At 59.7% G+C, this 22,498-nt stretch carries 16 protein-coding genes; all 16 read left to right on the top strand.

Features of this window, described 5'->3' with window-relative positions; genetic code table 11:
• Window positions 1–7 precede the first annotated feature (7 nt).
• The 16 genes from GT003_RS15455 (at window position 8) to GT003_RS15380 (ending at window position 22,496) form a co-directional block, all read left to right on the top strand.
• Window positions 8–718, top strand: a complete 711-nt coding sequence (locus GT003_RS15455) for a CoA transferase subunit A (protein ID WP_161699301.1) — start codon at window positions 8–10, stop codon at window positions 716–718.
• Entirely contained in the window at window positions 715–1,383 is a 669-nt protein-coding gene (locus GT003_RS15450) for a 3-oxoacid CoA-transferase subunit B (RefSeq protein ID WP_161699299.1), read from the top strand. The genes GT003_RS15455 and GT003_RS15450 overlap by 4 nt, the downstream gene beginning before the upstream one ends.
• Window positions 1,380–2,576 (top strand): acetyl-CoA C-acetyltransferase, encoded by a 1,197-nt coding sequence (locus GT003_RS15445; protein ID WP_161699297.1) that lies wholly within the window; start codon window positions 1,380–1,382, stop codon window positions 2,574–2,576. The genes GT003_RS15450 and GT003_RS15445 overlap by 4 nt, the downstream gene beginning before the upstream one ends.
• Window positions 2,573–3,280: a PIG-L deacetylase family protein gene (locus GT003_RS15440; protein WP_161699295.1), complete on the top strand. Its 708-nt coding sequence runs from the start codon at window positions 2,573–2,575 to the stop codon at window positions 3,278–3,280. Before GT003_RS15445 ends, GT003_RS15440 begins: the two co-directional genes overlap by 4 nt.
• 42 nt (window positions 3,281–3,322) lie before the next feature.
• The gene (locus GT003_RS15435) at window positions 3,323–4,477 is read left to right on the top strand and encodes a trans-sulfuration enzyme family protein (RefSeq protein ID WP_161699293.1); all 1,155 of its coding nucleotides are present in this window, start codon (window positions 3,323–3,325) and stop codon (window positions 4,475–4,477) included.
• A complete protein-coding gene (locus GT003_RS15430) occupies window positions 4,474–7,272 on the top strand; it encodes a glycosyl hydrolase (RefSeq protein ID WP_161699291.1) in 2,799 nt (932 codons plus the stop codon). Before GT003_RS15435 ends, GT003_RS15430 begins: the two co-directional genes overlap by 4 nt.
• A complete protein-coding gene (locus GT003_RS15425; RefSeq protein WP_161699289.1) occupies window positions 7,269–10,379 on the top strand; it encodes an alpha-L-rhamnosidase in 3,111 nt (1,036 codons plus the stop codon). Before GT003_RS15430 ends, GT003_RS15425 begins: the two co-directional genes overlap by 4 nt.
• A 12-nt stretch (window positions 10,380–10,391) precedes the next feature.
• On the top strand, window positions 10,392–11,306 hold the full coding sequence (locus GT003_RS15420) for a DMT family transporter (RefSeq protein WP_161699287.1): 915 nt from the start codon (window positions 10,392–10,394) through the stop codon (window positions 11,304–11,306).
• Window positions 11,291–12,193, top strand: a complete 903-nt coding sequence (locus GT003_RS15415; RefSeq protein ID WP_161699285.1) for a sugar phosphate isomerase/epimerase family protein — start codon at window positions 11,291–11,293, stop codon at window positions 12,191–12,193. Before GT003_RS15420 ends, GT003_RS15415 begins: the two co-directional genes overlap by 16 nt.
• Before the next feature lie 27 nt (window positions 12,194–12,220).
• On the top strand, window positions 12,221–13,444 hold the full coding sequence (locus tag GT003_RS15410; RefSeq protein WP_161699283.1) for a carbohydrate kinase family protein: 1,224 nt from the start codon (window positions 12,221–12,223) through the stop codon (window positions 13,442–13,444).
• A 16-nt stretch (window positions 13,445–13,460) separates the two neighbouring features.
• Window positions 13,461–14,900, top strand: coding sequence for an L-fucose/L-arabinose isomerase family protein (locus tag GT003_RS15405; RefSeq protein WP_161699281.1), 1,440 nt, complete (start codon window positions 13,461–13,463; stop codon window positions 14,898–14,900).
• Window positions 14,893–16,398 (top strand): arabinosylfuranosidase ArfA, encoded by a 1,506-nt coding sequence (gene arfA / locus GT003_RS15400; RefSeq protein ID WP_170312238.1) that lies wholly within the window; start codon window positions 14,893–14,895, stop codon window positions 16,396–16,398. The genes GT003_RS15405 and arfA overlap by 8 nt, the downstream gene beginning before the upstream one ends.
• Window positions 16,399–16,557: 159 nt before the next feature.
• Window positions 16,558–17,262, top strand: coding sequence for a PIG-L deacetylase family protein (locus tag GT003_RS15395; RefSeq protein WP_161699279.1), 705 nt, complete (start codon window positions 16,558–16,560; stop codon window positions 17,260–17,262).
• 58 nt (window positions 17,263–17,320) lie between these two features.
• Entirely contained in the window at window positions 17,321–18,889 is a 1,569-nt protein-coding gene (locus GT003_RS15390) for a glycoside hydrolase family 32 protein (RefSeq protein WP_161699277.1), read from the top strand.
• A gap of 159 nt (window positions 18,890–19,048) precedes the next feature.
• The gene (locus GT003_RS15385; RefSeq protein ID WP_161699275.1) at window positions 19,049–20,692 is read left to right on the top strand and encodes a response regulator; all 1,644 of its coding nucleotides are present in this window, start codon (window positions 19,049–19,051) and stop codon (window positions 20,690–20,692) included.
• Window positions 20,673–22,496: a cache domain-containing sensor histidine kinase gene (locus GT003_RS15380; protein WP_161699273.1), complete on the top strand. Its 1,824-nt coding sequence runs from the start codon at window positions 20,673–20,675 to the stop codon at window positions 22,494–22,496. The genes GT003_RS15385 and GT003_RS15380 overlap by 20 nt, the downstream gene beginning before the upstream one ends.
• Window positions 22,497–22,498: the final 2 nt, after the last annotated feature.

The following is a 22,498-nucleotide window of genomic DNA, read 5'->3' as shown; positions in this document are numbered from 1 at the left end:
TGGCAGCATGAATAAAGTAGCGCGTTCGGCCGAAGAGGCGATAGGGCACATTCCGGACGGAGCGACGATCGCGGTCGGCGGATTCGGTTTATGCGGCATACCGGAGAACTTGATCGCGGCGCTGCGGGAACGGGGAACGAGCGGACTTACGATCGTCAGCAACAATTGCGGCGTGGACGATTGGGGCCTCGGCCTGCTGCTGGCGAACCGGCAGATCAAGAAGATGATCGCTTCGTACGTCGGGGAGAACAAGGCGTTCGAGCGGCAATTCCTGAGCGGCGAGCTGGAAGTCGAGCTCGTCCCGCAAGGAACGCTGGCCGAACGGCTGCGCGCCGGCGGCGCCGGCCTCCCGGCGTTCTATACCCCTGCGGGGGTAGGCACGCCGGTGGCGGACGGCAAGGAGACGAGAACGTTCGACGGCCGCGCTTATTTGCTGGAACGGGGGATCAAGACCGATTTCGCGCTCGTGAAAGCATGGAAGGCGGATCCTTACGGCAACCTCGTCTATCGCCGCACTTCCCGCAACTTCAACCCGCTCGCCGCGGCAGCCGGCGGGATCACGATCGCGGAAGCCGAAGAGCTCGCGGACGTGGGCGAGCTGGATCCGGACGGGATCCATACGCCGGGCATCTACGTGCAGCACGTTCTGCGCGGCCGGCAGTACGAGAAACGGATCGAGCGCCTGACGACGCGGAGACCGGAGGAGGAACGCGTATGAGGGACAGCCGTTCGATCATCGTGTCGCGGGCGCTCGATGAGATCGAGCCGGGCATGCATATCAATCTCGGGATCGGGATGCCGACCTTGATCGCGAATGAAATTCCCGCCGATCGCGGCGTCATGCTCCAGTCCGAGAACGGCCTTCTCGGCATCGGACCTTATCCCGAAGAAGGGCGCGAGGACGCGGATCTCATCAATGCGGGCAAGGAAACGGTGACCGCCGTGCCCGGCGCCGCCTGCTTCGACAGCGCGGATTCGTTCGCGATGATCCGGGGCGGGCATGTCGACCTGGCGATTCTTGGAGGCATGGAGGTCGCGGAGAACGGAGATTTGGCCAACTGGATGATCCCGGGCAAGATGGTGAAAGGCATGGGCGGAGCGATGGATCTGGTCCACGGCGCGAAGCGGGTCGTCGTCATCATGGAACACGCGAACAAACAGGGAGATTCGAAGGTGAAGCGATCCTGCGCGCTTCCGCTGACGGGGCAGGGGGTCGTGCATCGGCTCATCACCGAGCTTGCGGTGTTCGATTTCCGGGATGGCGGAATGACGCTCGTCGAGCTGCAGCCCGGCGTTACGGCGGAAGAAGTGCGGGAGAAGACCGAAGCCCGTTACCGGGTATGCGACCGGCTGGGCGGGACCGACGGGGAGATGCGGGCATGAAGGAAGTCGTTATCGTCAGCGGCGTACGGACGGCGATCGGGAGCTTCCAGGGCAGCCTGGCATCCGTGCCCGCGACCGAATTGGGAGCGATCGTCATTCGTGAGGCGCTCTCGCGCGCCGGATTGCGCGACGGGCAGGTCGACGAGGTCATCATGGGGAACGTGCTTCAGGCGGGGCTCGGACAGAATCCGGCAAGGCAAGCCTGGATCCGGGCGGGATTCACGAACGAGGTTCCCGCCATGACGATCAATAAAGTGTGCGGATCCGGATTAAAGGCGGTCGTGCTCGGGACGCAGGCGATCCGGGCCGGCGATGCGGATATCGTCGTCGCAGGCGGCATGGAGAACATGAGCCGGGCGCCGTACGTGCTGAACGAAGCGCGCGCCGGACTTCGAATGGGCGATGCCCCCCTCGTCGACGCAATGCTCAGCGACGGTCTCCGGTGCGCGATCAACGACGTGCATATGGGCATCACGGCGGAGAACGTGGCCGCGCGTTACGGCGTCTCTCGCGAGGAACAAGACGCATACGCGGCGATGAGCCAGCAGCGAGCGGAACGGGCGATCGAGACAGGCGCGTTCCTGCGGGAAATCGTGCCGGTACGCGTTCCCCTGAAGAAAGACGAGCCGCTCGTCTTCGACAAGGATGAATATCCGCGTCCCGGCACGACGGCCGAATCGCTCGGCCGATTGAAACCCGCGTTCCGTCAGGACGGCACCGTGACGCCCGGCAACGCGTCCGGCATCAACGACGGGGCCGCGGCGCTCGTACTAATGTCCGCCGACAAAGCGGGCGAGCTCGGGATTCGGCCGCTCGCGACCGTACGCGGATACGCCAGCAGCGCTATCGATCCGTCGATTATGGGTATGGGCGCCCACGCGGCGACGAGCCGCCTGTTGTCTTCGGCCGGCATCGGTTCTCCGGCCGACATCGACCTGTTCGAGCTGAACGAAGCCTTCGCCGCGCAGGCGATCGCCGTCGCGAGAGCGCTCGGGGTCGACGAAGGGCGGCTGAACGTTAATGGTGGAGCGATCGCACTTGGGCATCCGATCGGCGCCAGCGGAGCGCGAATACTGGTCACGCTGCTGCATGAGCTGGAGCGAAGGGACGGACGTACTGGCGTTGCCGGCCTCTGCATCGGCGGAGGACAAGGAATCGCGATGATGATCGAGAGGAGAGGAGAACTACGATGAACGTATTGGCGATTTGCGCGCATCCCGACGACGCTGAAATCTGGTGCGGAGGGACATTGGCGAAATACGCGAACCGCGGGGACAAGGTAACGATCGCGATCGCGACCAACGGGGAAGTCGGCTCTGCGACCCATACCAAAGAGGAAATCGCCGAGATACGCAAGGGCGAGTCCATCGCGGCGGCCAAGGTGATCGGCGCGGACCTTCTATGGCTGGGTTACCGCGACGAGTTCTTCTTCGATTCGGAAGACGCGAGGCTTGCCTTCATCGAAGCCATGCGCGCCAGCCGGGCAGACGTCGTGCTGACGCACTGGCCGGAGGATCTCTACAATCCGGATCATACGATTACCGGCAGAATGGCCAACGACGTCGCGATCATGACGACCGTTCCCAACATCAAGACCGCCAGCCCGCCGCTGGCGAAAATTCCGATCGTTTATTTTATCGAGAGCGTCGCGGGTCTCGGCTTTCAACCGGAAGAATACGTCGACATCACGGACACGTTCGAAGCGAAGAAAGAAATGCTCGCCGAGCATAAGAGCCAAATCGGCGACTGGCTGCAAGATCAATACGGCTCCAACGCCATGGAGATGATCGAGATCACCTCCCGGTTCCGGGGGATTCAGTGCGGGGTTCTTTATGCGGAAGGCTTCATCAGAGCCAAAGCGTATCCTCGCAATATCGCGGGTTCATTGCTTCCGTGATCCAAACAAGCTATAGGCAAACGAAAGGGGGAGCTCCGATCCATGAAAGCACGCATGCAGACAATGCTGACCCACTTCGGCGAAGAGAACGTTCATGGTGCGGTTATTCCGCCTATTTTTCTGAATTCGACGTTCGTTCATGAGTCGTACGAAGCGTTTCAAGAGGGGAAAGGCCATTATTACTCGCGCGTAAGCAATCCGACGTTGGACGTACTGGAGAAGAAGCTCGCCGCGCTGGAACAGGGCGAAGCGGCGAAAGCGTTCGCCTCCGGAATGGCCGCGATATCCGCCGTGTTGTTCCATTTCTTGAAGCAGGGCGATCATGCGATCTGCAGCACGCCGGCCTACGGCGGAACGTTCGGGATTCTGGGTTCCTATATGCACAAGTTCGGCATAGCGGCCGACTTCGTCGATTTCCGGGATACGGAGCGCGTACGCGCCGCGATAAAGCCGAATACCCGGTTGATCGTCTGCGAGTCGTATTCGACCTTCTTCATGGACGTATTCGATCTCGAAGCCATCGTAAGCCTGGCAAAGGAACATGGGCTGCGAACGGTGATCGACAATACATGCGCCACGCCCGCGAATTTGCGCCCGCTGGAATGGGGATTCGACGTGGTCGTCCATTCCGCGTCCAAGTACCTCGGCGGCCACAGCGACGTGATTGCCGGGGCCGTGATCGCGTCCCGCGAGATCATCGATCGCATCGTTCAGGTCGAGTACGGCATATTCGGCGGCGCGTTAGGCCCGTTCGAGGCGTGGCTCGTGACGCGCGGCCTGAAAACGTTCGGACTCCGGATGAAGCAGCATGCCGATTCTGCGATGCAGATCGCGAGGATGCTGGAGGCAAGCGACAAGGTGGCGAAAGTGAATTTTCCGTTCCTGCCGGGCCACGGGCAGCATGCAATGACCAGCAAGCAATTCGACCAGCCGTCGGGCTTGTTGAGCTTCGAGCTTCACGGAGGGAAGGATGCCGCCGCCCGGGTGATCAATCGCTTGCGGTACTTCAAGATCGGCGTGAGCTGGGGAGGCTTCGAAAGCCTCGCGTATTCGCCGGGCATGAGCGGCGGACATGACCAATTTGCCGGGACGGAGTATGAGCCGCGGCTGGATCGGCTGATCCGGATTTCCGTCGGACTCGAGGATACGGCCGATCTCATCGAGGATTTGCAAACGGCATTGGAGGCAGCGGAATGAGCGGCACGCGCATGGACGATTATCGCAAGATGCTGCTGAACCCTTCCGTCGAAGCGAAGGGCTTTACGCGCTGGTGGTGGTACGGCGCGGCGGTGACTCGCGAGCAGATCAGCCGCGAGCTTGCGCATATGCAGGAAGCGGGGCTGGGCGGCGTCGAGATCCAGATCACCTATCCGCTGCAGGAGGATTCCGAAGCGGACGGCATTCGCAATCGCGCGTACTATTCGCCTGAATTCTTCGACATGGTGGACCACGCGCTGACGGAAGCCGAGCGGCTGGGGCTGTTCGTCGACTTGACGCTGTGCTCGGGCTGGCCGTTCGGAGGCCCGTTCGTTCCTTACGACATGGCGCCCGACATTCTCATCCCTTATCAGATCGACCTCGTCGGTCCAACGGAATACGAGATGGACTTCACGACGATCCTGCCGGGCAATCCCAGCCATGCCGTCATGGGCAAGTTCGAGAACGGAGCGATCGTGCAAGGCACGTTGACGGATCTGACGGAATATCTGGACGCGACCTGGCTTCACGGCTGGCCTTGGGGCCACAAGCTGAACAAGGTGAGCGTTCCGGAAGGCCATTGGAAAATCTATATCTTCATCACGAACATGTATAAGCAGCAGGTCGGCATCCCGGCGCCGGGCATGGAAGGCTACGCCATCGACCATTGCCGCAAAGACGTCTCGGATTTTTACTTCGCGCAATTCGGAGACCCGCTGATCGAGAAGCTGGGCAAAGGCCGCGTCCGCGCGTTCTTCTGCGACTCGATCGAGCTGGGCGGCAACAACTGGACGAAGATCCTGCCGGCGGAATTCCTGGCGCGCAGAGGGTACGACTTGACGCCCTTCATGCCGGCGCTATGGGGCAATATCGGCGAAGCGACGGGGGACATCCGCTACGATTATTACCGCACGTTCTCGGAGCTGACGATCGAGAACTTCTTCCGCAACTTCACCGACTGGAGCCATTCGCGCGGATCGAAAACCCGCATCCAGGCGCACGGCACGTGGGGCGATATCTTGCAGGCGTACGCCGCGGCGGATTATCCCGAAGGCGAAACGTTCGGCGCGAACGACAAGTACGAGGTGAACGCGGTCCATCGGCGGCTCGCTTCGTCCGCTGGCCATGTATACGGGCGCAAAGTCATCACGAACGAGACGTTCACTTGGCTGCGCACGCCGCGATTCACGGAGACGCTGGAAATGATGAAAGCGGCGGTCGACGCCGTATTCCTCGACGGCATCAACCAAATCGCGAACCACGGCTATTCCTATTCGCCGGAATCGGCGGGGAAACCGGGCTGGGCTTTCTACGCGTCCTCCTTCATCTCGCACAACAACACGTGGTGGGAATACTATCCGATCCTGTCCGCCTACATTCATTCGGCGTCCGCGTTCCTGCAGGCCGGCGACAGTTATGCGGAGACCGCCATCTACTTGCCGCAGGCCGACGTCTGGTCTTCCACGCCCCTCGCGGAGCTGCATATGGCGATGAAGCTGGAGGAGCATATCGGCAAGCCATTGGTCGACCGGGTGCAAAAGGCCGGCTACGCGTTCGACTTCCTGAACGACGAAGCCGTGACAGCGTTGTCCCGCCTGACGGATCAGGGGATGGAGATCGGCGCGAACCGGTACCGGACGATCATTCTGCCGAAGGTCGCCCGGATGCCGCTGGAAACGGCGGACCGGCTGAAGGCGTTCGTGCTCGAAGGCGGCACGTTAATCGTCGTCGGGGATCGTCCGCGGTCGGTGCCGGGTTATGTCGGACGGGAAGCGAACAACAAGAACCTGCGGCAGCTGATGGACGATCTGCTGGGCGGCCGTGCCGGGGAATGGAATCCGGTCGGCAAAGGAAAAACGATCCGAGTCGCGGACGAAGACGGGTTGATAGCGCGTATGCGCGAGTCGCAGGTTCCCGTCGTCGCGATCGAATCGATCGGCGAAGAAGGCGATCCGGAACCGGCCGCGCAAACGATCGGCTACGTCCACCGGATCTTTGATAACGGGCATCTTTATTTCGTCTCGAACGTGTCCGGGGAAGCGAGACTGGCGCGGATAACGTTCAAATACGGCGGCCGTTCCGCGGTCGTGCTGGATCCGATGACGCGCGAAACCGTTCGTTTCGTTCATCGCGGCGCGACGGTCGTCGAGCTCGCGTTCGAACCGTTCCAATCGTTCGTCGTCATCTTCGACGACGACCTTCCGGAGACGGCCGGAGAGGCTTCGATGCTGCGGGCGACGGCGGAGCACGCACAAGTGCTGCAGGACATCTCGCGGGATTGGACGCTGCGGATACCGGAGGCGGGCTTCGAACGCGAGTTGGCGCGGCTTGAAACCTGGGAACGCTTCGAGGAGACGAGATATTACTGCGGCCATGCCTATTACGAGAAGACGATCGTCCTCCCGGAGATTCCGCCGGCAAGCAGGATCTGGCTCGAGCTCGAAGGCGTGCGCGAAGTGGCGGAAGCATTCGTGAACGGCGAGAGCGCCGGCGTTCTCTGGAAGGCTCCGAGGCGCCTGGACATCACGGACCGGCTGCGCGAGGGAGAGAACGCGCTGCGCATCAAGGTCGTCAATCTCTGGATCAACCATATGCTGTCTCCGGACTTGGCAGAGCCGAAGCCGGCGTCTCCCGTCTCGGAGAACTGGCCGTATTTCACGGAGAGAATCCGGCAGATTCGCGACAGACGACTGTACGGACATAAGGAAAGACAGCAGGTCGAGTCGCCGCAGCCTTCCGGATTATCCGGAAAAGCCGTGTTGACCATCACAAGCGGGAGGATTGAAACGCAATGAAAGCTTACGAATTAAAAACGGACCAGACCTTCCAGCCGCTGGGGATCATCACGCAGCAGCCGCTGTTCGGATGGAAGCTGGACGCATCCGAGCGGGCGCAGCGGCAGACGGGCTATCGCATCCTCGTCGACACGGACGCCGAGCGATTGGCGCAAGCGGCCGGGAGCGTCTGGGACAGCGGGAAAGTCGCTTCGGACGAAACGCTGCAGATCCGCTACGCGGGAAAGCGTCTGGCGTCCGGCCAACGCTATTATTGGAAAGTCATGGTCTGGGACGGGAGCGGCGCTGCTTCGGAATGGAGCGCCGCCGCTTGGTTCGAGACGGGGCTGCTGCTGCCCGAAGAATGGCAGGGGAAGTGGATCGGCGGCAATTCGGACTATAACCCGCTCGAGGGCTGCAAGTGGATCTGGCATTCGCTGCCTGCCCGGGCGGACGCGACCGTCGTCTTCCGCCGCACGTTCGGCCTCCCGTCGCATAAGGCGATTCGGCAGGCGATCTTCCACGGGACTTGCGGCGGTCCATTCACGCTGTTCGTCAACGGCAGCACGATCGCCAAGCAGAATGCCAGATGGAAGCAGGATTGGACTTCTCCCTTCACCTATATCGACTTCACGTCCAAGCTGGGCGAAGGGGATAACGCGCTGACCTGCGAAGCCGCGATCGCGGACGGCGAACAGGCGGGCTTCATCGCCGCATTCGAACTCCACTACGAGGACGGATCGATCGAGCTCATCTCGACCGATTCCGATTGGCAAGCGTCCTGCAAGGGCGCGGACGACGGCGAATGGCAGCCGGCGAACGTGATCGCGGAGTACGGCGACGCGCCGTGGGGGCGGATCAAGCGAAGAGGTCCGGCTCCGCTGCTCCGCAAGGAATTCGACGTCGAGAAGCCGGTCAAGACGGCTCGCCTTCACATCTGCTGCCTCGGCTATTTCGAACTGAGCCTGAACGGATACCGCCTCGGCGACGGACTGCTTCAGCCGGATTATACGCAATTTCCGAAGCGGACGTACGCGCTGACGTTCGAGGGCGAGGCTTACCTCGCGGAAGGATGCAACTGCATCGGGGTCGAGCTGGGACGCGGGCATTATGCCTACCAGAAAGATTGGATCGGCGACGTGCTGAGCAAGCCGGAACCGAGCACGGGCACGATCGAGCCGAAATTCCGTCTTCAGCTGCAGCTCGACTACGCGGACGGAACGAGCGGCACGATCGTGAGCGACGAAACGTGGCGGACGGCGGACGGCCCGACCCGGGACGACAATATCTGGTACGGCGACAAGTACGATGCCCGCTTCGAGCAGAGCGGCTGGGACACGGCCGGATTCGCGAGCGACCACTGGGCGCCTGTCAACCTCATGACGCCCGGCGAAGGCGCGATCGAGGCTGCTTTCGTCCCGCCGATCCGCGTCGTGGAGACGGTCCCGTTCGTTCCGATCGGGAAGCCGAAGCCGAACGTCTACGTGTACGATTGCGGCAAAGTAACGGCCGGCTGGGCGAGGCTGACGTTGACCGCCGCACGCGGAACGAGCGTGAAGCTGATCTACGACGAGCGGCTGCGCGAAGACGGCACCTTGGATATTTGGAAGCGCGGCTACGATCATCAATTTTGGGAGAACGCGCAGGAGGACGTCTACGTCTGCAAAGGCGGAGGCGAGGAGAGCTGGGAACCGAAGTTCAGCTACAAAGGGTTTCGTTATATCCAGATCGAGAGCTCGTGCGACATCGATCTGCTGAAGCTGGAAGCGCTGGTGTTCCACAACGACGTCGACGCGATCGGCAGCTTCGAATGCTCGAATCCGCTGTTCAACCGGATCCACCGCGCCATGGTCGATACGATGCTGAACAACTTCCACAGCATTCCGACCGACACGCCGTACCACGAGAAGAGAGGCTGGCTGGGGGACGCCCAGGCGATCGCCGAATGCGCGACGATGAACCTGGACCTGACGGCGTTCTTCTCCAAATGGGTGCAGGACATCGCGGATTCGCAGGATGAGGACGGAGCGGTCTGCCACACGGCGCCGGGCCCGTTTCTGTACATGACGCCTTCGCCGGCGTGGATGTCGGCATTCATCATCATCCCGTGGACGTTATACGAGTACTACGGAGACCGGGAGACGCTGCGCAAGCACTACGCGGGCATGAAGCGGTACTTGCAATACGAATGGAAACGCTTGGTCGACGGCACGAGCACGGACGAGAGCTACGCCGATTGGGCGGTGCCGGGACCGTTCATCGGTCCGGAAGGCGGCGATCTGCTCGCGACCGCCTACGTGTTCCATTCCTGCACGTTGATGGCGAGAATCGCCGAGGTGCTGGGAGAGGAAGCGGACGCAGCGGAATACCTGGCGGCCGAAGAGCGGCTGAAGATCGCTTTGAACGGAAAATTCTACGATGCCGAGCGGCATGTCTACCGCACGCCGATCGAAGTGGGCTACCGGCAGACGTCGAACGTGCTCCCGGTCGCCTTCGGCGCGGCGCCGGCAGCCGATGTTCCACGCGTGACGGCGAATTTGGCGGAGGACATCCGGACGCGGACGAACGGACATTTGGACACGGGCTGCTTCGGCACGAAGTTCCTGGCGCCTGCGTTGACGGAACACGGTCATGGCGAACTCGCTTACGAGCTCGCGAACAAGACGACGTACCCGAGCTGGGGCTACTGCCTGGCCGTCGGCGGCACGTCGTTCTGGGAAGCGTGGGAAGAGGAAACGCGTTCCTACGACCACTACTTTCTCGGCACGATCGACGATTGGTTCTACAAGCATCTAGCGGGCATTCGTACCGGCTCGAACGGGTACCGAACGAGCATCATCAAGCCCTGCGTGCTCGGCGACCTGACCCGCGTCAGCGGCATGATCGAGACCGTCCGGGGCCGAATCGGCTCGACATGGGAGAAGACGGCCGGAGGCATCGCGCATACGGTAACAATCCCGGCGAATACGACGGCGACGGTGTACGTGCCGAAGACCGGAGACGGCCCGCTTAGCGAAAGCGGAGTGCCGGCCGGGCAGGCGGAGGGCATCTTCTCGCTTGCGGAGGAACACGATTACTGGAAAATCGAAGCCGGCTCGGGCACGTACCGGTTCGAAACGGCGAATTAGCGGAGGCGCTGCATGTCGGATCGTTCGGTTGTATTCCAGCTGCTCGGCGTCACCTTGCTGTGGGGCGGCAATTACGTCGCCAGCGCTTATCTGCTGACGGCATTCTCGCCGATCCTGCTCGCGTTCGCGCGATTAACGGTCACCTGCCTGCTGCTGATAGGCGTAAGCCTGCGGGGCGGAGGGATCGCCAAGCCGAACCGGCAGGAATGGGTGCTGCTTATCCTGATCGGCGTTACGAGCTCGCTGCTGTACCAGATTTTCTACTTCGTCGGCCTCGCGCGCACGAGCGCGGGCAACGCGGCGCTTATCATCGCGCTGTCTCCCGTGGCCACGGCTTTCCTCGCGCGCGCCATCCTGAAGGAGAGGCTGACGGCCTTCAAGCTGACCGGCGCGCTGGTCGCGCTGGCCGGCGTCGCGATTATCGTCTTGAACGGCGGCCGCGTGACGGACGCCTCGAGCGGGGACCTCTTCATCCTGCTCGCCATGACGATGCTGGCCTCGAGCGTGCTGCTGATCCGCAAGGCGACGATGACGATGAAGTCCCGGGACGTGACGCTGTATTCCACGATCATCGGGACGCTGCTGATGATCCCGGCGGCAGGAGCCGAACGGCTGCAAGGCCATATGTATTACAGCGGGCAACCCTATCCGTGGGCGCTTCTGATCGTCATGGCGCTGTTCGCCCAAGGGATGGCCGGGCTCTGGTGGAACCATGGCATCTCCAAGGTCGGCGCCTCGGCGAGCGCGATGTACATGAACATCCCGCCGTTCGTCGCCATCCTGGTCGCCTACGCCGTCCTGGGCGAACCGATCCGGCTCGCGCAAATCGCGGGCGGCGCGCTCATCGTCGCGGGCGTCACGGTATCGAACGCCAAAGCCAAGAAAACATCGAATCGAGGGGATTACGTTCCATGGCGCCGAATTTGAAGCTGGGCATCAACATGGGCTTCGCGAACAACAAGTATCCCGAGCCCAAGGTCTGGACCCGCATCGTCGCGGAGGAGATGGGGCTCCGGTACGTGCAGTTCGTCGCGGACCTGCTTAACGTCTACCTGCCCGAAGACATCGTCGAAGAACAGACGGAAGAGATCATCAAGTACGCGGATCGATACAAGCTGTCGATCACGAGCAGCTTCCTGAGCTCGTATACGCGGGTCAATCATTTCATGCATCCGGACGCGAAACACCGCAAAGCCTGGTTGGACTGGTTCAAGAGGTTCGCGGCGATCTCCGCGCGGATGGGGGCCAAGATGACCGGCGGCCATCCCGGCATTCTGACCTTCGCGGACTACGACGATCCGGTCCGCCGGGAAGAGAGGACCGCCGAGGGCATTCGGCACTGGCAGGAGCTCAGTTGGTTCTGCCGCGATCTCGGCATGACGTGCATGATTATCGAGCCGATGTCCGTCCCGCGGGAATTCGCCAACACGGTCGAGGATACGCGGGATCTGCTCGCCAGGCTGAACGACGGAGCGGGCCTTCCGTTCAAGCTGTGCCTGGATCCCGGCCATGCCCCGCACCCGCAGGATCGCGATCCGTACCGCTGGATCCGGGAGCTCGGCAGCGAGTCGCCGATCATCCATCTGCAGCAGACGGAAGCCGGACACAGCCGGCATTGGCCGTTCACGAAGCCGTATAACGACATCGGCATCATTCATGCGGACAAAGTCATCGAAGCCATCGAAGCGTCCGGCGCGGCGGAGGCGGAGCTGATCTTCGAGATTTATCACCGCGAGGCATGGTCGTCGGAGTTCAGCATCATTCCCGATCATCGGGAATCCGTCGACTATTGGCGACGGTACGTGAAGCACTAGGCTGACAGGAGGAAGGAGGCGGCGATAATGACGCTGACCGGCAAGGAAGCGGAGGCGGCTTGCGACGTGATGGTGTGCGGCCATATCTCGATCGACGTCATTCCGAGGTTCCGTACGGGCTCGGACTCCAGTGCGGACCCGCATGAATCCGGCGCCGCGAGGTTGACCCCGGGCGGCCTGATCGAGACGGACGCCGCGGAGTTCAGCACCGGCGGCGCGGTCTCGAACACCGGCATCGCGCTCCATAAGCTCGGGGCGAAGGTGCGACTCGTCGGGAAAGTAAGCGACGACTTCTTCGGCAGCTTAACGCTGCGCCTGCTCAGCGAAATCCATCCGGCGTTCGCGGAGAGCATCGCCCAGGCGGCCGGAGAAACGAGCTCGTACACGATCGTCGTCAATCCTCCGGGAACCGACCGGATATTCCTTCATTGCCCCGGGACGAACGACACGTTCGCCGGGCAGGATATCGACTGGGAACGAAGCGCCGGCACGCGCCATTTTCACTTCGGCTATCCGCCGCTGATGAAGGGGATGTACGCCGACGGCGGCGAACGGCTGGCCGGCATTCTGCGGGCCGCGCGGCAGCAGGGCATGACCGTCTCGCTGGACATGGCGATGCCGGGCAGGGGAACGGCCGCTTATGCAGCCGATTGGACCGGCATTCTGTCCAGGGCGCTGCCTTTCGTCGACATCTTCATGCCCAGTCTGGAAGAGATGCTCATGATGATCGGGCGGGAAAGTTACGAGCATCTCGCCGGCGGAAGCGATGACCTATGCGAGAATGTCTCCACGGAGACGATCCGGGAGCTTGCCGAACGGCTTCTCGCGATGGGCTGCGGCATGGTCGTGCTGAAGCTCGGCGCAGCCGGGCTCTACCTGCGCAGCTCGGAGCGGTTCTGCGGCATCGGGGAGGAATGGCGCAGCCGGGAATTATGGTCGCCCTGCTTCCGCACCCGCGTCGAAGGGACGACCGGCGCGGGCGATTGCACGATCGCCGGGTTCTTGAAGGGCTTCCTGCTGGCGCTCGGACCGGAGGAAACGATGACCGCCGCGGTGGCGGTCGGCGCGTTCAGCGTCGAGCAGCTCGGCGCGACGGGCGGCATCCCGTCTTGGGAGAAGGTGCAGGCCCGAATCGATTCGGGATGGGATCGGCTTCCGACGAAAAGGCAGCTTCCCGATTGGCGTTGGCTGGAACGTGCCGGCGTATGGGCCGGACCGGCCGACCCGATAGGAGCGGACAGCGACGAATAAGAGGGGGAAACAATCGATGGCACGCAAAACAAGAGGACGTACGACGCTGGGCGTCATCGTCGGGAACCGGGGGTTTTTCCCCGGACATCTGTGCGAGACGGGACGCGCGGAGATCGTCCGCATCCTGGAGGAGGAAGGCATTGACGCCGTCCTCCTGGACGTCGGCGCGACCAAGCACGGCGCGGTCATGACGCTGGACGACGCCAAATTATGCGGCAATCTGTTCAAGGCGAACCGCGACCGAATCGACGGCATCCTGGTCACGCTGCCGAATTTCGGGGACGAGAAGGCCGTCGCGAATACGATCCGGTACTCCGGCCTGGACGTACCCGTGCTCGTGCACGCCTTCGCCGACGATATCGGGAAGATGGGCATCCAGGACAGGAGGGACAGCTTCTGCGGCAAAATGTCCGTCTGCAATAACCTCAAGCAATACGGCATTCCGTTCACGTTAACGACGCTGCATACGGTGAAGCCGGACAGCGCGGGCTTCCGCGCGGACCTGCAGCGCTTCGCCGCAACCTGCCGCGTCGTCAAGTCGCTGCGCGGCGCCCGTCTCGGTTCGATCGGGGCCCGCCCCGCTTCGTTCAATACGGTGCGCTACAGCGAGAAGCTGCTGGAACGCTCGGGGATCACGATCGAGACGCTCGATCTGTCCGAAGTGTTCGGACGCGCGAACAAGCGCAAGGAGGGCGATCCGGAGGTACGGCGCAAGCTGGAAGAGATCGCGGCTTACGTCAACGTGAAGGGATTCCCGAAGGACAATTTGGTCCGCATGGCGTCGCTCGGCGTCGTCGTCGAAGAGTGGATGGACGACAACGATCTATCCGGGACGGCGCTCCAATGCTGGACGTCGATGGAAGAGTACTTCGGCATCGTGCCCTGCACGGTCATGAGCATGCTGAGCAGCAGCCTCATCCCGAGCGCCTGCGAAGTCGACATCACCGGACTCGTCGGCATGTACGCCCTACAGGAAGCCTCGGGCAGACCGAGCGCGCTGCTCGATTGGAACAACAACTACGGGGACGATCCGGACAAAGGCGTCGTCTTCCACTGCAGCAATTTGCCGAAGGAAGTTTTCGAAGAGATTCATATGGACTACCACGAGATTCTGTCGGGCACGGTCGGACGGGAGAATACGCTCGGCACGATCCAGGGCCGCATCAAGGCGAGCCCGTTCACGTACTGCAGCATCGCGACCGACGATTTGAACGGCGGCATCGCGGCGTATACCGGAGAGGGGATCTTCACCCGCGATCCGCTGCTGACGTTCGGAGGCTACGGCGTCGTGCAGGTTCCGAAGTTCCAGAAGCTGCTGCGCTATATTTGCGAGAACGGATTCGAGCACCACGTTTCTTCCAATATGTCGAAGGTGGCCGACTCGATCGAAGAAGCGCTCGGGAAATATATGGGCTGGAAAACGCACCGCCACGGGGAGTCCGAAGACTATGAATAAAGCGAGCATGATCGTGGACAAGGAATTCGTCATCGGCACCGTCGATCCGAGGCTGTACGGCTCGTTCATCGAGCATGTCGGCCGGGCCGTTTACGGCGGCATCTACGAGCCGGGCCATCCGGAGGCGGACGAACGGGGCTTCCGCCGGGACGTGATTGCGCTCGTCCGGGAACTTCGCGTCCCGATCGTCCGCTATCCCGGCGGCAACTTCGTATCGGGGTACGAGTGGGAGGATGGGGTCGGCCCCGCCGCTGCGCGCAAGCGGAGGCTCGACTTGGCATGGGCGGCCGTGGAGACGAACGAAGTCGGCACGAACGAGTTCGCGTCATGGGCGGAGAAGGTCGGCGCGGAAGTCATGATGGCCGTTAACCTCGGCACGCGCGGGCCGGCGGATGCCCGGAATTTAATCGAGTATTGCAACCATCCCGGGGGTACGTATTGGAGCGATCTGCGCCGATCGCACGGCTACGAGGCGCCTCACAAGTTCAAGACATGGTGCTTGGGCAACGAGATGGACGGACCGTGGCAGATCGGGGGCAAAACGGCGGACGAATACGGGCGCGCGGCGGTGGAAACGGCCAAGCTGATGAAGTGGGTCGATCCTTCGATCGAGCTGGTTGCCTGCGGCAGTTCGATGCGCGACATGCCGACGTTCGGCCAATGGGAAGATACCGTGCTGGACCATACGTACGACCAGGTCGATTACTTGTCGCTTCATGCGTACTACGGCAACCGCAAGGACGATACGGCCAGTTTCGTCGCGAAGACGCTCGAGATGGACGATTACATTCATTCCGTCATCGCCGTCTGCGATTACGCCAAGGCCAAGAAGCGCAGCAAGAAGACCATGATGCTGTCGTTCGACGAATGGAACGTCTGGTATCACAGCGCGGATGCCGACCGGCAGATCGAGCGATGGACGATCGCGCCTCCGCGGATCGAGGACGCGTATACGCTGGAAGACGCGATCGTGGTCGGCTGCATGATCATATCTTTGCTGAAGCGCGCGGACCGCATTCGGATGGCCTGCATCGCGCAGCTGGTGAACGTGATCGCGCCGATCATGACCGCGAACGGTGGAGATGCGTGGCGGCAGACGATTTTTTACCCGTACATGCATGCCTCGCTGTATGGCCGCGGAGTCTCGCTCAAGCCGATCATCCGCAGTCCCAAGTACGACTCCGCGGCGTACACGGACGTTCCGTATCTGGAATCCGCCGCCGTCTACGACGAGGAGTCGGAGCAGTTGACGATATTCGCGGTGAATCGGGACTTGAAGGAAGGGCTCGAAGTCGAAGCGGATCTCCGGCAGTTCGCCGGTTATCGAATCGCCGAGCATCTGGTGTTGGACGGTCCGGATCCCAAAGCCCGGAATACGGAGGTCCAGCCGCTTCGCGTAACGCCGCATGCCGGAGGCAGCTCCGAGCTCCGCGACGGCCGTCTGCGGACGATACTGCCGAAGCTGAGCTGGAACGTCATACGATTGACTAAAGTTTAACCCCGTTAAATGAAGTGCAGCTTTACTTGATAATGGTTAACTTCGTTAAAGATATTTATTCATTTACTCATTCATTCATTCATTCATTCATTCATTCATTCATTCCTCATTCATTGCGTCCCACATGTTTAACCCCATTAAGAAAGCGAGAGGATCCCTATGAACGTATTGGCCATCGGCGCGCATCCGGACGACATCGAAGTGTTCTGCGCGGGAACGCTGCTGAAGTACAAACAGCAAGGACACAACATCTATATCGCCCTGACGACGAGCGGCAACATCGGTTCCAACGAGTACGAGAGCCGCGAGGCGATCGCCGCGCAGCGGGAGCAGGAGCAGTTGGACGCGGCGAAGATACTGGGCGCGGAAGTCCGCTTCCTGCGCTTCGACGACCAAGGCCTGCAAGACACGCCCGAGACGCGGCGCGCGGTCATCAACGCGATTCGCTGGGCCAATCCGGACGTCATTCTGGTCAATTATCCCGAGGATCCAAGCACGGACCATGCGGTCACCGGGAAGATCGTCAGCGAGGTCATGCTGTCGATTCCGGGCAAGCTGATTCCCGCCGACGAGCCGCCGATCGCGAAGAACCCTTCGCTCTTTTACTATTCTTCGGCCGTAGGAATTGGTTTTCTTCCGGAAGCGTACGTCGATATCTCGGATGTATTCGATACGAAGAAGGAAGCCTTGTCCAAGCATACCAGCCAATTCAACTGGATGGACGTCTACCAGACGCATAACCTGCTCAACATCTTGGAGATCGCCGACAAGTTCAGAGGATTGCAGGCCGGATGCCGCTATGCCGAGGGCTTCCGGGCATTCCGAATCCACGGCTACATGCCGAATTTCAAGCTGCTTCCCTAGCATGACGCGCGGAAAGCGTCTGCCGAAGCCATGCTGATCCAGAGGAGGAGCGGAAACCATGAACAAGCAGCATCTTCATGATGCCATCCGGGGTGCGCAGGAGATCCGATTCAAGCTGCTCGACGATCCTTACCGGCCGGGGTACCATTTCGCGGTACCTGAAGGGTTCGGCTGGCCCGGCGACCCGAACGGCACGTTCTATGCGAACGGCCGGTATCATCTGATGTATCTGTACAGGGATCACTATTCGACGACGGAAAGCTATAACTGGGGGCATGTTTCCAGCCATGATCTCGTTCATTGGCGATTTCACCCCGATGCGCTGGAAGCGAGTCCGGGGGACAACGGCGCCTTCAGCGGAGGCGCGTTCGTCGACGACGACGGAACGGCCTATCTCTCGTATTCGAGCCTGGCGACGGACCTGGCGACGATGTCCGGAGGCGGCGTCGGCATCGCCAAGAGCTCGGACCGCCACTACGACAAGTGGGAGAAGTTCGAGAAGCTCGCGCTGCAAGCCACGGAGCTCGGCATTATCGAGCTTGTCGGTCCTTCCGGGGAGATCATCTCCGCGGGCTGCTGCGACCCGAGCAATATTTGGAAGCATAACGGCATGTACTACATGCAGACCGGCAATTTATGCGTGCTCGGGAAGTTCGGGAGAGCAGCGGATTCCCCGCTGGAAGCGAGAGGAGATTACACGGACCTCTTCCGTTCGGCCGACTTGGTCAATTGGGAATACGCGGGACGCTTTTACGAGCGCGACCGAACGAACGAGTGGACGCAGGAATCCGAGGACAACATGTGTCCGAGTTTTCTCCCGCTTCCTTCATCCAGGGACGGGGGCGAGCCTTCCGATAAGTACCTGCAGCTGTTCATTTCCCATAACAAGGGCTGCCAGTATTACATCGGCGATTACCGAGGGGAGCGATTCCTGCCGGAGCGGCACGGCCGAATGACCTGGGGCGATCGGGCATTCTTGGCTCCGGAAGCGTTAATGGACGCGAAGGGCCGGCAGATCATGTGGGTATGGCTGATCGATAATCCCGAGGACGATCTGGAGAAATACGGATGGTCCGGCGTATACAGCCTGCCTCGCACGCTGTGGTTGGGCGAAGACGGCGAGCTGCGCCAGGCGCCGGTCGACGAGCTCGCCGCGCTCAGGTACAACGAGATGGAATTCCCCGCCGCGATTCTTCGGGAGGGAGAGAGCCTCGAGCTGACCGGCATCCATGGCGGGTCTTCCGAGCTCAAGCTGACGATCGCGCCCGGAACCTCCGCCAAAGTCGGCTTGAAGGTGCGCGCGTCGGCGGACGGAGAGGAAGAGACGCTGCTCTACTACGACGCGGAAGCCGGCGAGCTCGTGTTCGATTCGACCCGCAGCGGAACGGACGGCATGCCGATCCGCGAAGCAGGCCCCTTCCGATTGGCGGACGGCGAGAAGCTCGAGCTGACGATATTTCTCGATCAATCCGTCATCGAGCTGTTCGCGAACGATCGGCAGGCAATCGCAAGACGGGTGTATCCGAAGCGTCCGGACAGCACCGGCGTGTATCTCTACTGCGAAGGAGGCTCGGCCTCCTATGAATCCATCCTGGCCTGGGAAATGATGCCCTCCAATCCCTATTAATAGGAGGCGTTCCCGCTTCGGACCCGCGCCAAACTATCGATCCCATATAAGAAAGAGCCGATTCTTAATCCGAATAGGCTCTTTCTATTTACATTCAAGTGTCTTCTCACGATAATCGTATTACTAGGGAACGCAAGATTGCGAAACGAGGTGCGCGTCATGATCAAGGTCATCATCGTAGAAGACGAAATGCTGGTGCGAATCGGCCTGAAAAACTCGATCGAATGGGCGAAAATTGGCATGGAGGTCGTAGCGGATTTCTCCAATGGGCAGGCAGCGTGGGATTTCTACCAGCAAGCCAAGCCCGACCTGATCTTGACCGATATCCGTATGCCGAACATGGACGGCATGGAGCTGATCTCCCGCGTCAGGGAGAACGACGCGCAGACCAAGATTATCATCCTGACGGCTTACGAAGAGTTCGATTGGGCTCATAAGGCCATGCGGTTCGGCGTCACCGATTATATACTCAAATTCAAGATGTCCATCGACGAGATGGTGTCGGTGCTGCAGAAAGTACAGACGGAATTGCAATCGAAGAGCGTGCGGTCATCGGCTGAACCGCAGCATGACCTGCTGAACGTCATCACGCTCAAGGAAAACGCCATGAAAGATTATATGTCCTACGGGCGGTATTCGGATGCGGAATTCGCCGCCATCGCGAAAAACCTCGGCTTCCGCCTTCACCCGGAGCGGCTGATTCTCTGCGTGATGGCCATCGATAACTTCAAGCAGATGGAAAACAAATTCAAGGACAATCACGGGAATCTGATCCGATTCAGCATTCTGAACATGGTGAGCGAGCTGCTGGCCGGCTACAACCGGGGAGAGGTCATCTACGAGCGGGACGAGAAATATATTTTGGCGTTCAGTTTCCAGGATATCGTCAGCGAGTCGAATATCTATCAGCAGCTGCAGGATATCCTGTCGCATATCGGCAGCGTCATTAAATCCTATCTGAACGCCTCCGTCACGTTCGGGATCAGTTCGATCGACAACGGCTACTCCGCCATCAAGCATATGTACGACGAGTGCCTCCGCGCGCTGGAGCTAAGATTCGTTCTCGGGCACGAGAAATATATCCGCTCGGACTTGACCAAAACGGACCGCGTTTGGAAAAACGCGGAATTGAAGCTCGATAAGATGTACCGCGAATTGGAGCCGTTCAACGAGAAGTACTTTAAAGAAATCGAAGCCGGCATCCTGTCGCTCGGAAAGCTCGAGGGCATCTCCAAGCAGGCGATCCAGGTGATGATGATTCGCTGGATTCACTGGCCGACCGTTAACCTTAATATTTACGCCAACGACATCTCCAGCCTTGCGCTCGACTATGCGGGCCGGATTCACGAGAGCGCGACTTTGGACGAGAACGTCGCGATTTTCACGCAGTATCTGCTTGACGTTCAAAATTATCATAAGAAGAAACGAGCGATCAGCAAAGAAATCGCCGAGGCGATCAAGTATATTCAAACCCATTACGATCAAGACATTTCCCTGCAGCAGCTCGCGGATCAAGTGAACATGAACCCCAGTTACTTAAGCAAGCTGTTCAAGAAGCATCTGCAAACCAGCTTCATCGAATATTTAAATCATTATCGGATCGACATGGCAAAGGACCTGTTAGTGAATACGCACCTGAAATCCTATGAAATCGCGGAGAAGACCGGCTATATGGATGACAGTTATTTCAGCCGCATATTCAAGAAGCTGACCGGGATGAGGCCGAATGAATTCAGGAAGCATTGGTTCGTGGACGGCAGAGAGGAAAGAGAGGACGAAGCCGATGATGAGAGTCTTCAATAAGTCCAATCGCCATTCCTTGGCGCATCAATTGGTCGTCTCGTTCCTGGTCATCTTCCTGCTCATCTTTACGCTCAGCTCGCTGGTTGCGTACTTCGGCATCCTGAACGTCTTGAAGAACAATGCGAAAGTCACGAATCAACAGCAATTCAAGCAAAACGATTATAATCTGTCGGTGTTCGTGAACGAGGTGGATCAGGTTTCCAGACAGCTCTTTCTCAAGGCGGAACTGGAAAGCTTGATCTATTTCAAGAGCATGACCGAGATGAACAGCGTCGTGCAGGTTATGGCGGCGTTCCAATATTTCGCGGAAACGCTTTCGGCGAATAAATTCATCGAATCGATCAGTTACTTCGGGGATAACGGCTTTATGATCCGGTCGACCGCGCAAAGAAACGATATCTTATTCGATTCGTCCAGCAAAGTGAATGATTTCTATCAAACCCGAATCTTCGAAAAGGTGAAGTCGGCGGCGCAGACGCTTGTCTGGTTCGGCGGATTTACCGATCAGGATTTCAATATCTCGGACGAAAAGCCGCCTACCGGCAAGGTCGGCAAACCAACCCACTATATTACCGCCGCGCGCAGTTTTTTCTCCAACAACCACTCGGCTACGCTTGTCCTCAATATCGATATGAAGTATTTCAACGATATCTACAATCATGCCAACGATAAACGGAATAACGCCCTGTATCTGGTCGATGACACGGGCATGATCGTCTCCCACGGCGAAGAAGCGAAGATCGGCCAAGCAGGAGCAGTTCCCCGGCAAACCAATCCGGCCTCGGGCGCAACGGATCTGTTTGCCAGCGAAGAACGGAACGGCAAGCAAATCATGTCGTACCATATCAACAGTTTGGGCTGGCTGCTCGTTCACGAGATTCCCGTCAGCATATTCACCAAAGACATTTTGACGCTCCGGCTCATCGTCGTGACGATGTTCATCTTCAGCCTGGCAACGGCGGCCATATTATCGAGGTACTGGATCCGCAGAGTAACGAAGCCGCTCAACAGCTTGACCACCGTCGTGAGAAGAATGGGACAAGGCAATCTGGGACTCACGCTGGATCTGGATTTGAAGAACGAACTCGGTATTCTCATCGACCAATTCAATAAGATGTCCAAGAACATCCAGGAATTGATCGAACAGAAGGAAACCATTCAGGAAGAGAAACGGACGATCGAGATCGGAGCGCTGCAGTCGCAGATCAACCCTCATTTCTTCTATAATTCGCTAAATACGATCAAATGGATGGCCATCATGGTCAAGGCGGACAACATCGTGGAGAGCATCACGACGCTCGGGGATTACTTGCAGCCGATGTTCAAGCAAGGCATGCTCTGCACGATCCGGGAAGAAATCGAGTATATCGAAAACTATATCAAAATCATGAATAACCGAATGGCGGGCGGGGTTAAGCTCGACTATCAGATTTCCCCCGAAGTCTTGGACTATCCGATTCTGCGTTTCCTCCTGCAGCCCCTGGTCGAAAACGCGATCACGCACGGCTTGAAGAACCGAACCGGCGGAACGGTTAAAATTACGGCCACGGAAGAGAAAAACCAAATCGTCTGGAGCATCTCCGATAACGGCGAAGGCATGTCCGAAGCGAAGCTGCAGGAGGAGAGAGATTCGCTCATGCGCGGCAATAACGAACAATCGCAGGAGAAGAAGGGGATCGGCTTGTACAATACGAACCGCAGAATCCAGCTTCACTTCGGCGACCATTACGGCATTAAGATCCACAGCAAGCCGCAAGAAGGGACCGAATTGAAATTCAAGCTGCCGAAAGTGCAAAAAACGTAAAG

It is taken from the genome of Paenibacillus sacheonensis (assembly GCF_009909195.1).
GTDB classification, from domain to species: Bacteria; Bacillota; Bacilli; order Paenibacillales; family Paenibacillaceae; genus Paenibacillus_Z; species Paenibacillus_Z sacheonensis.
Note: the sequence above shows the minus strand (reverse complement) of the source record. Positions and strands in the feature narration are given on the sequence as shown.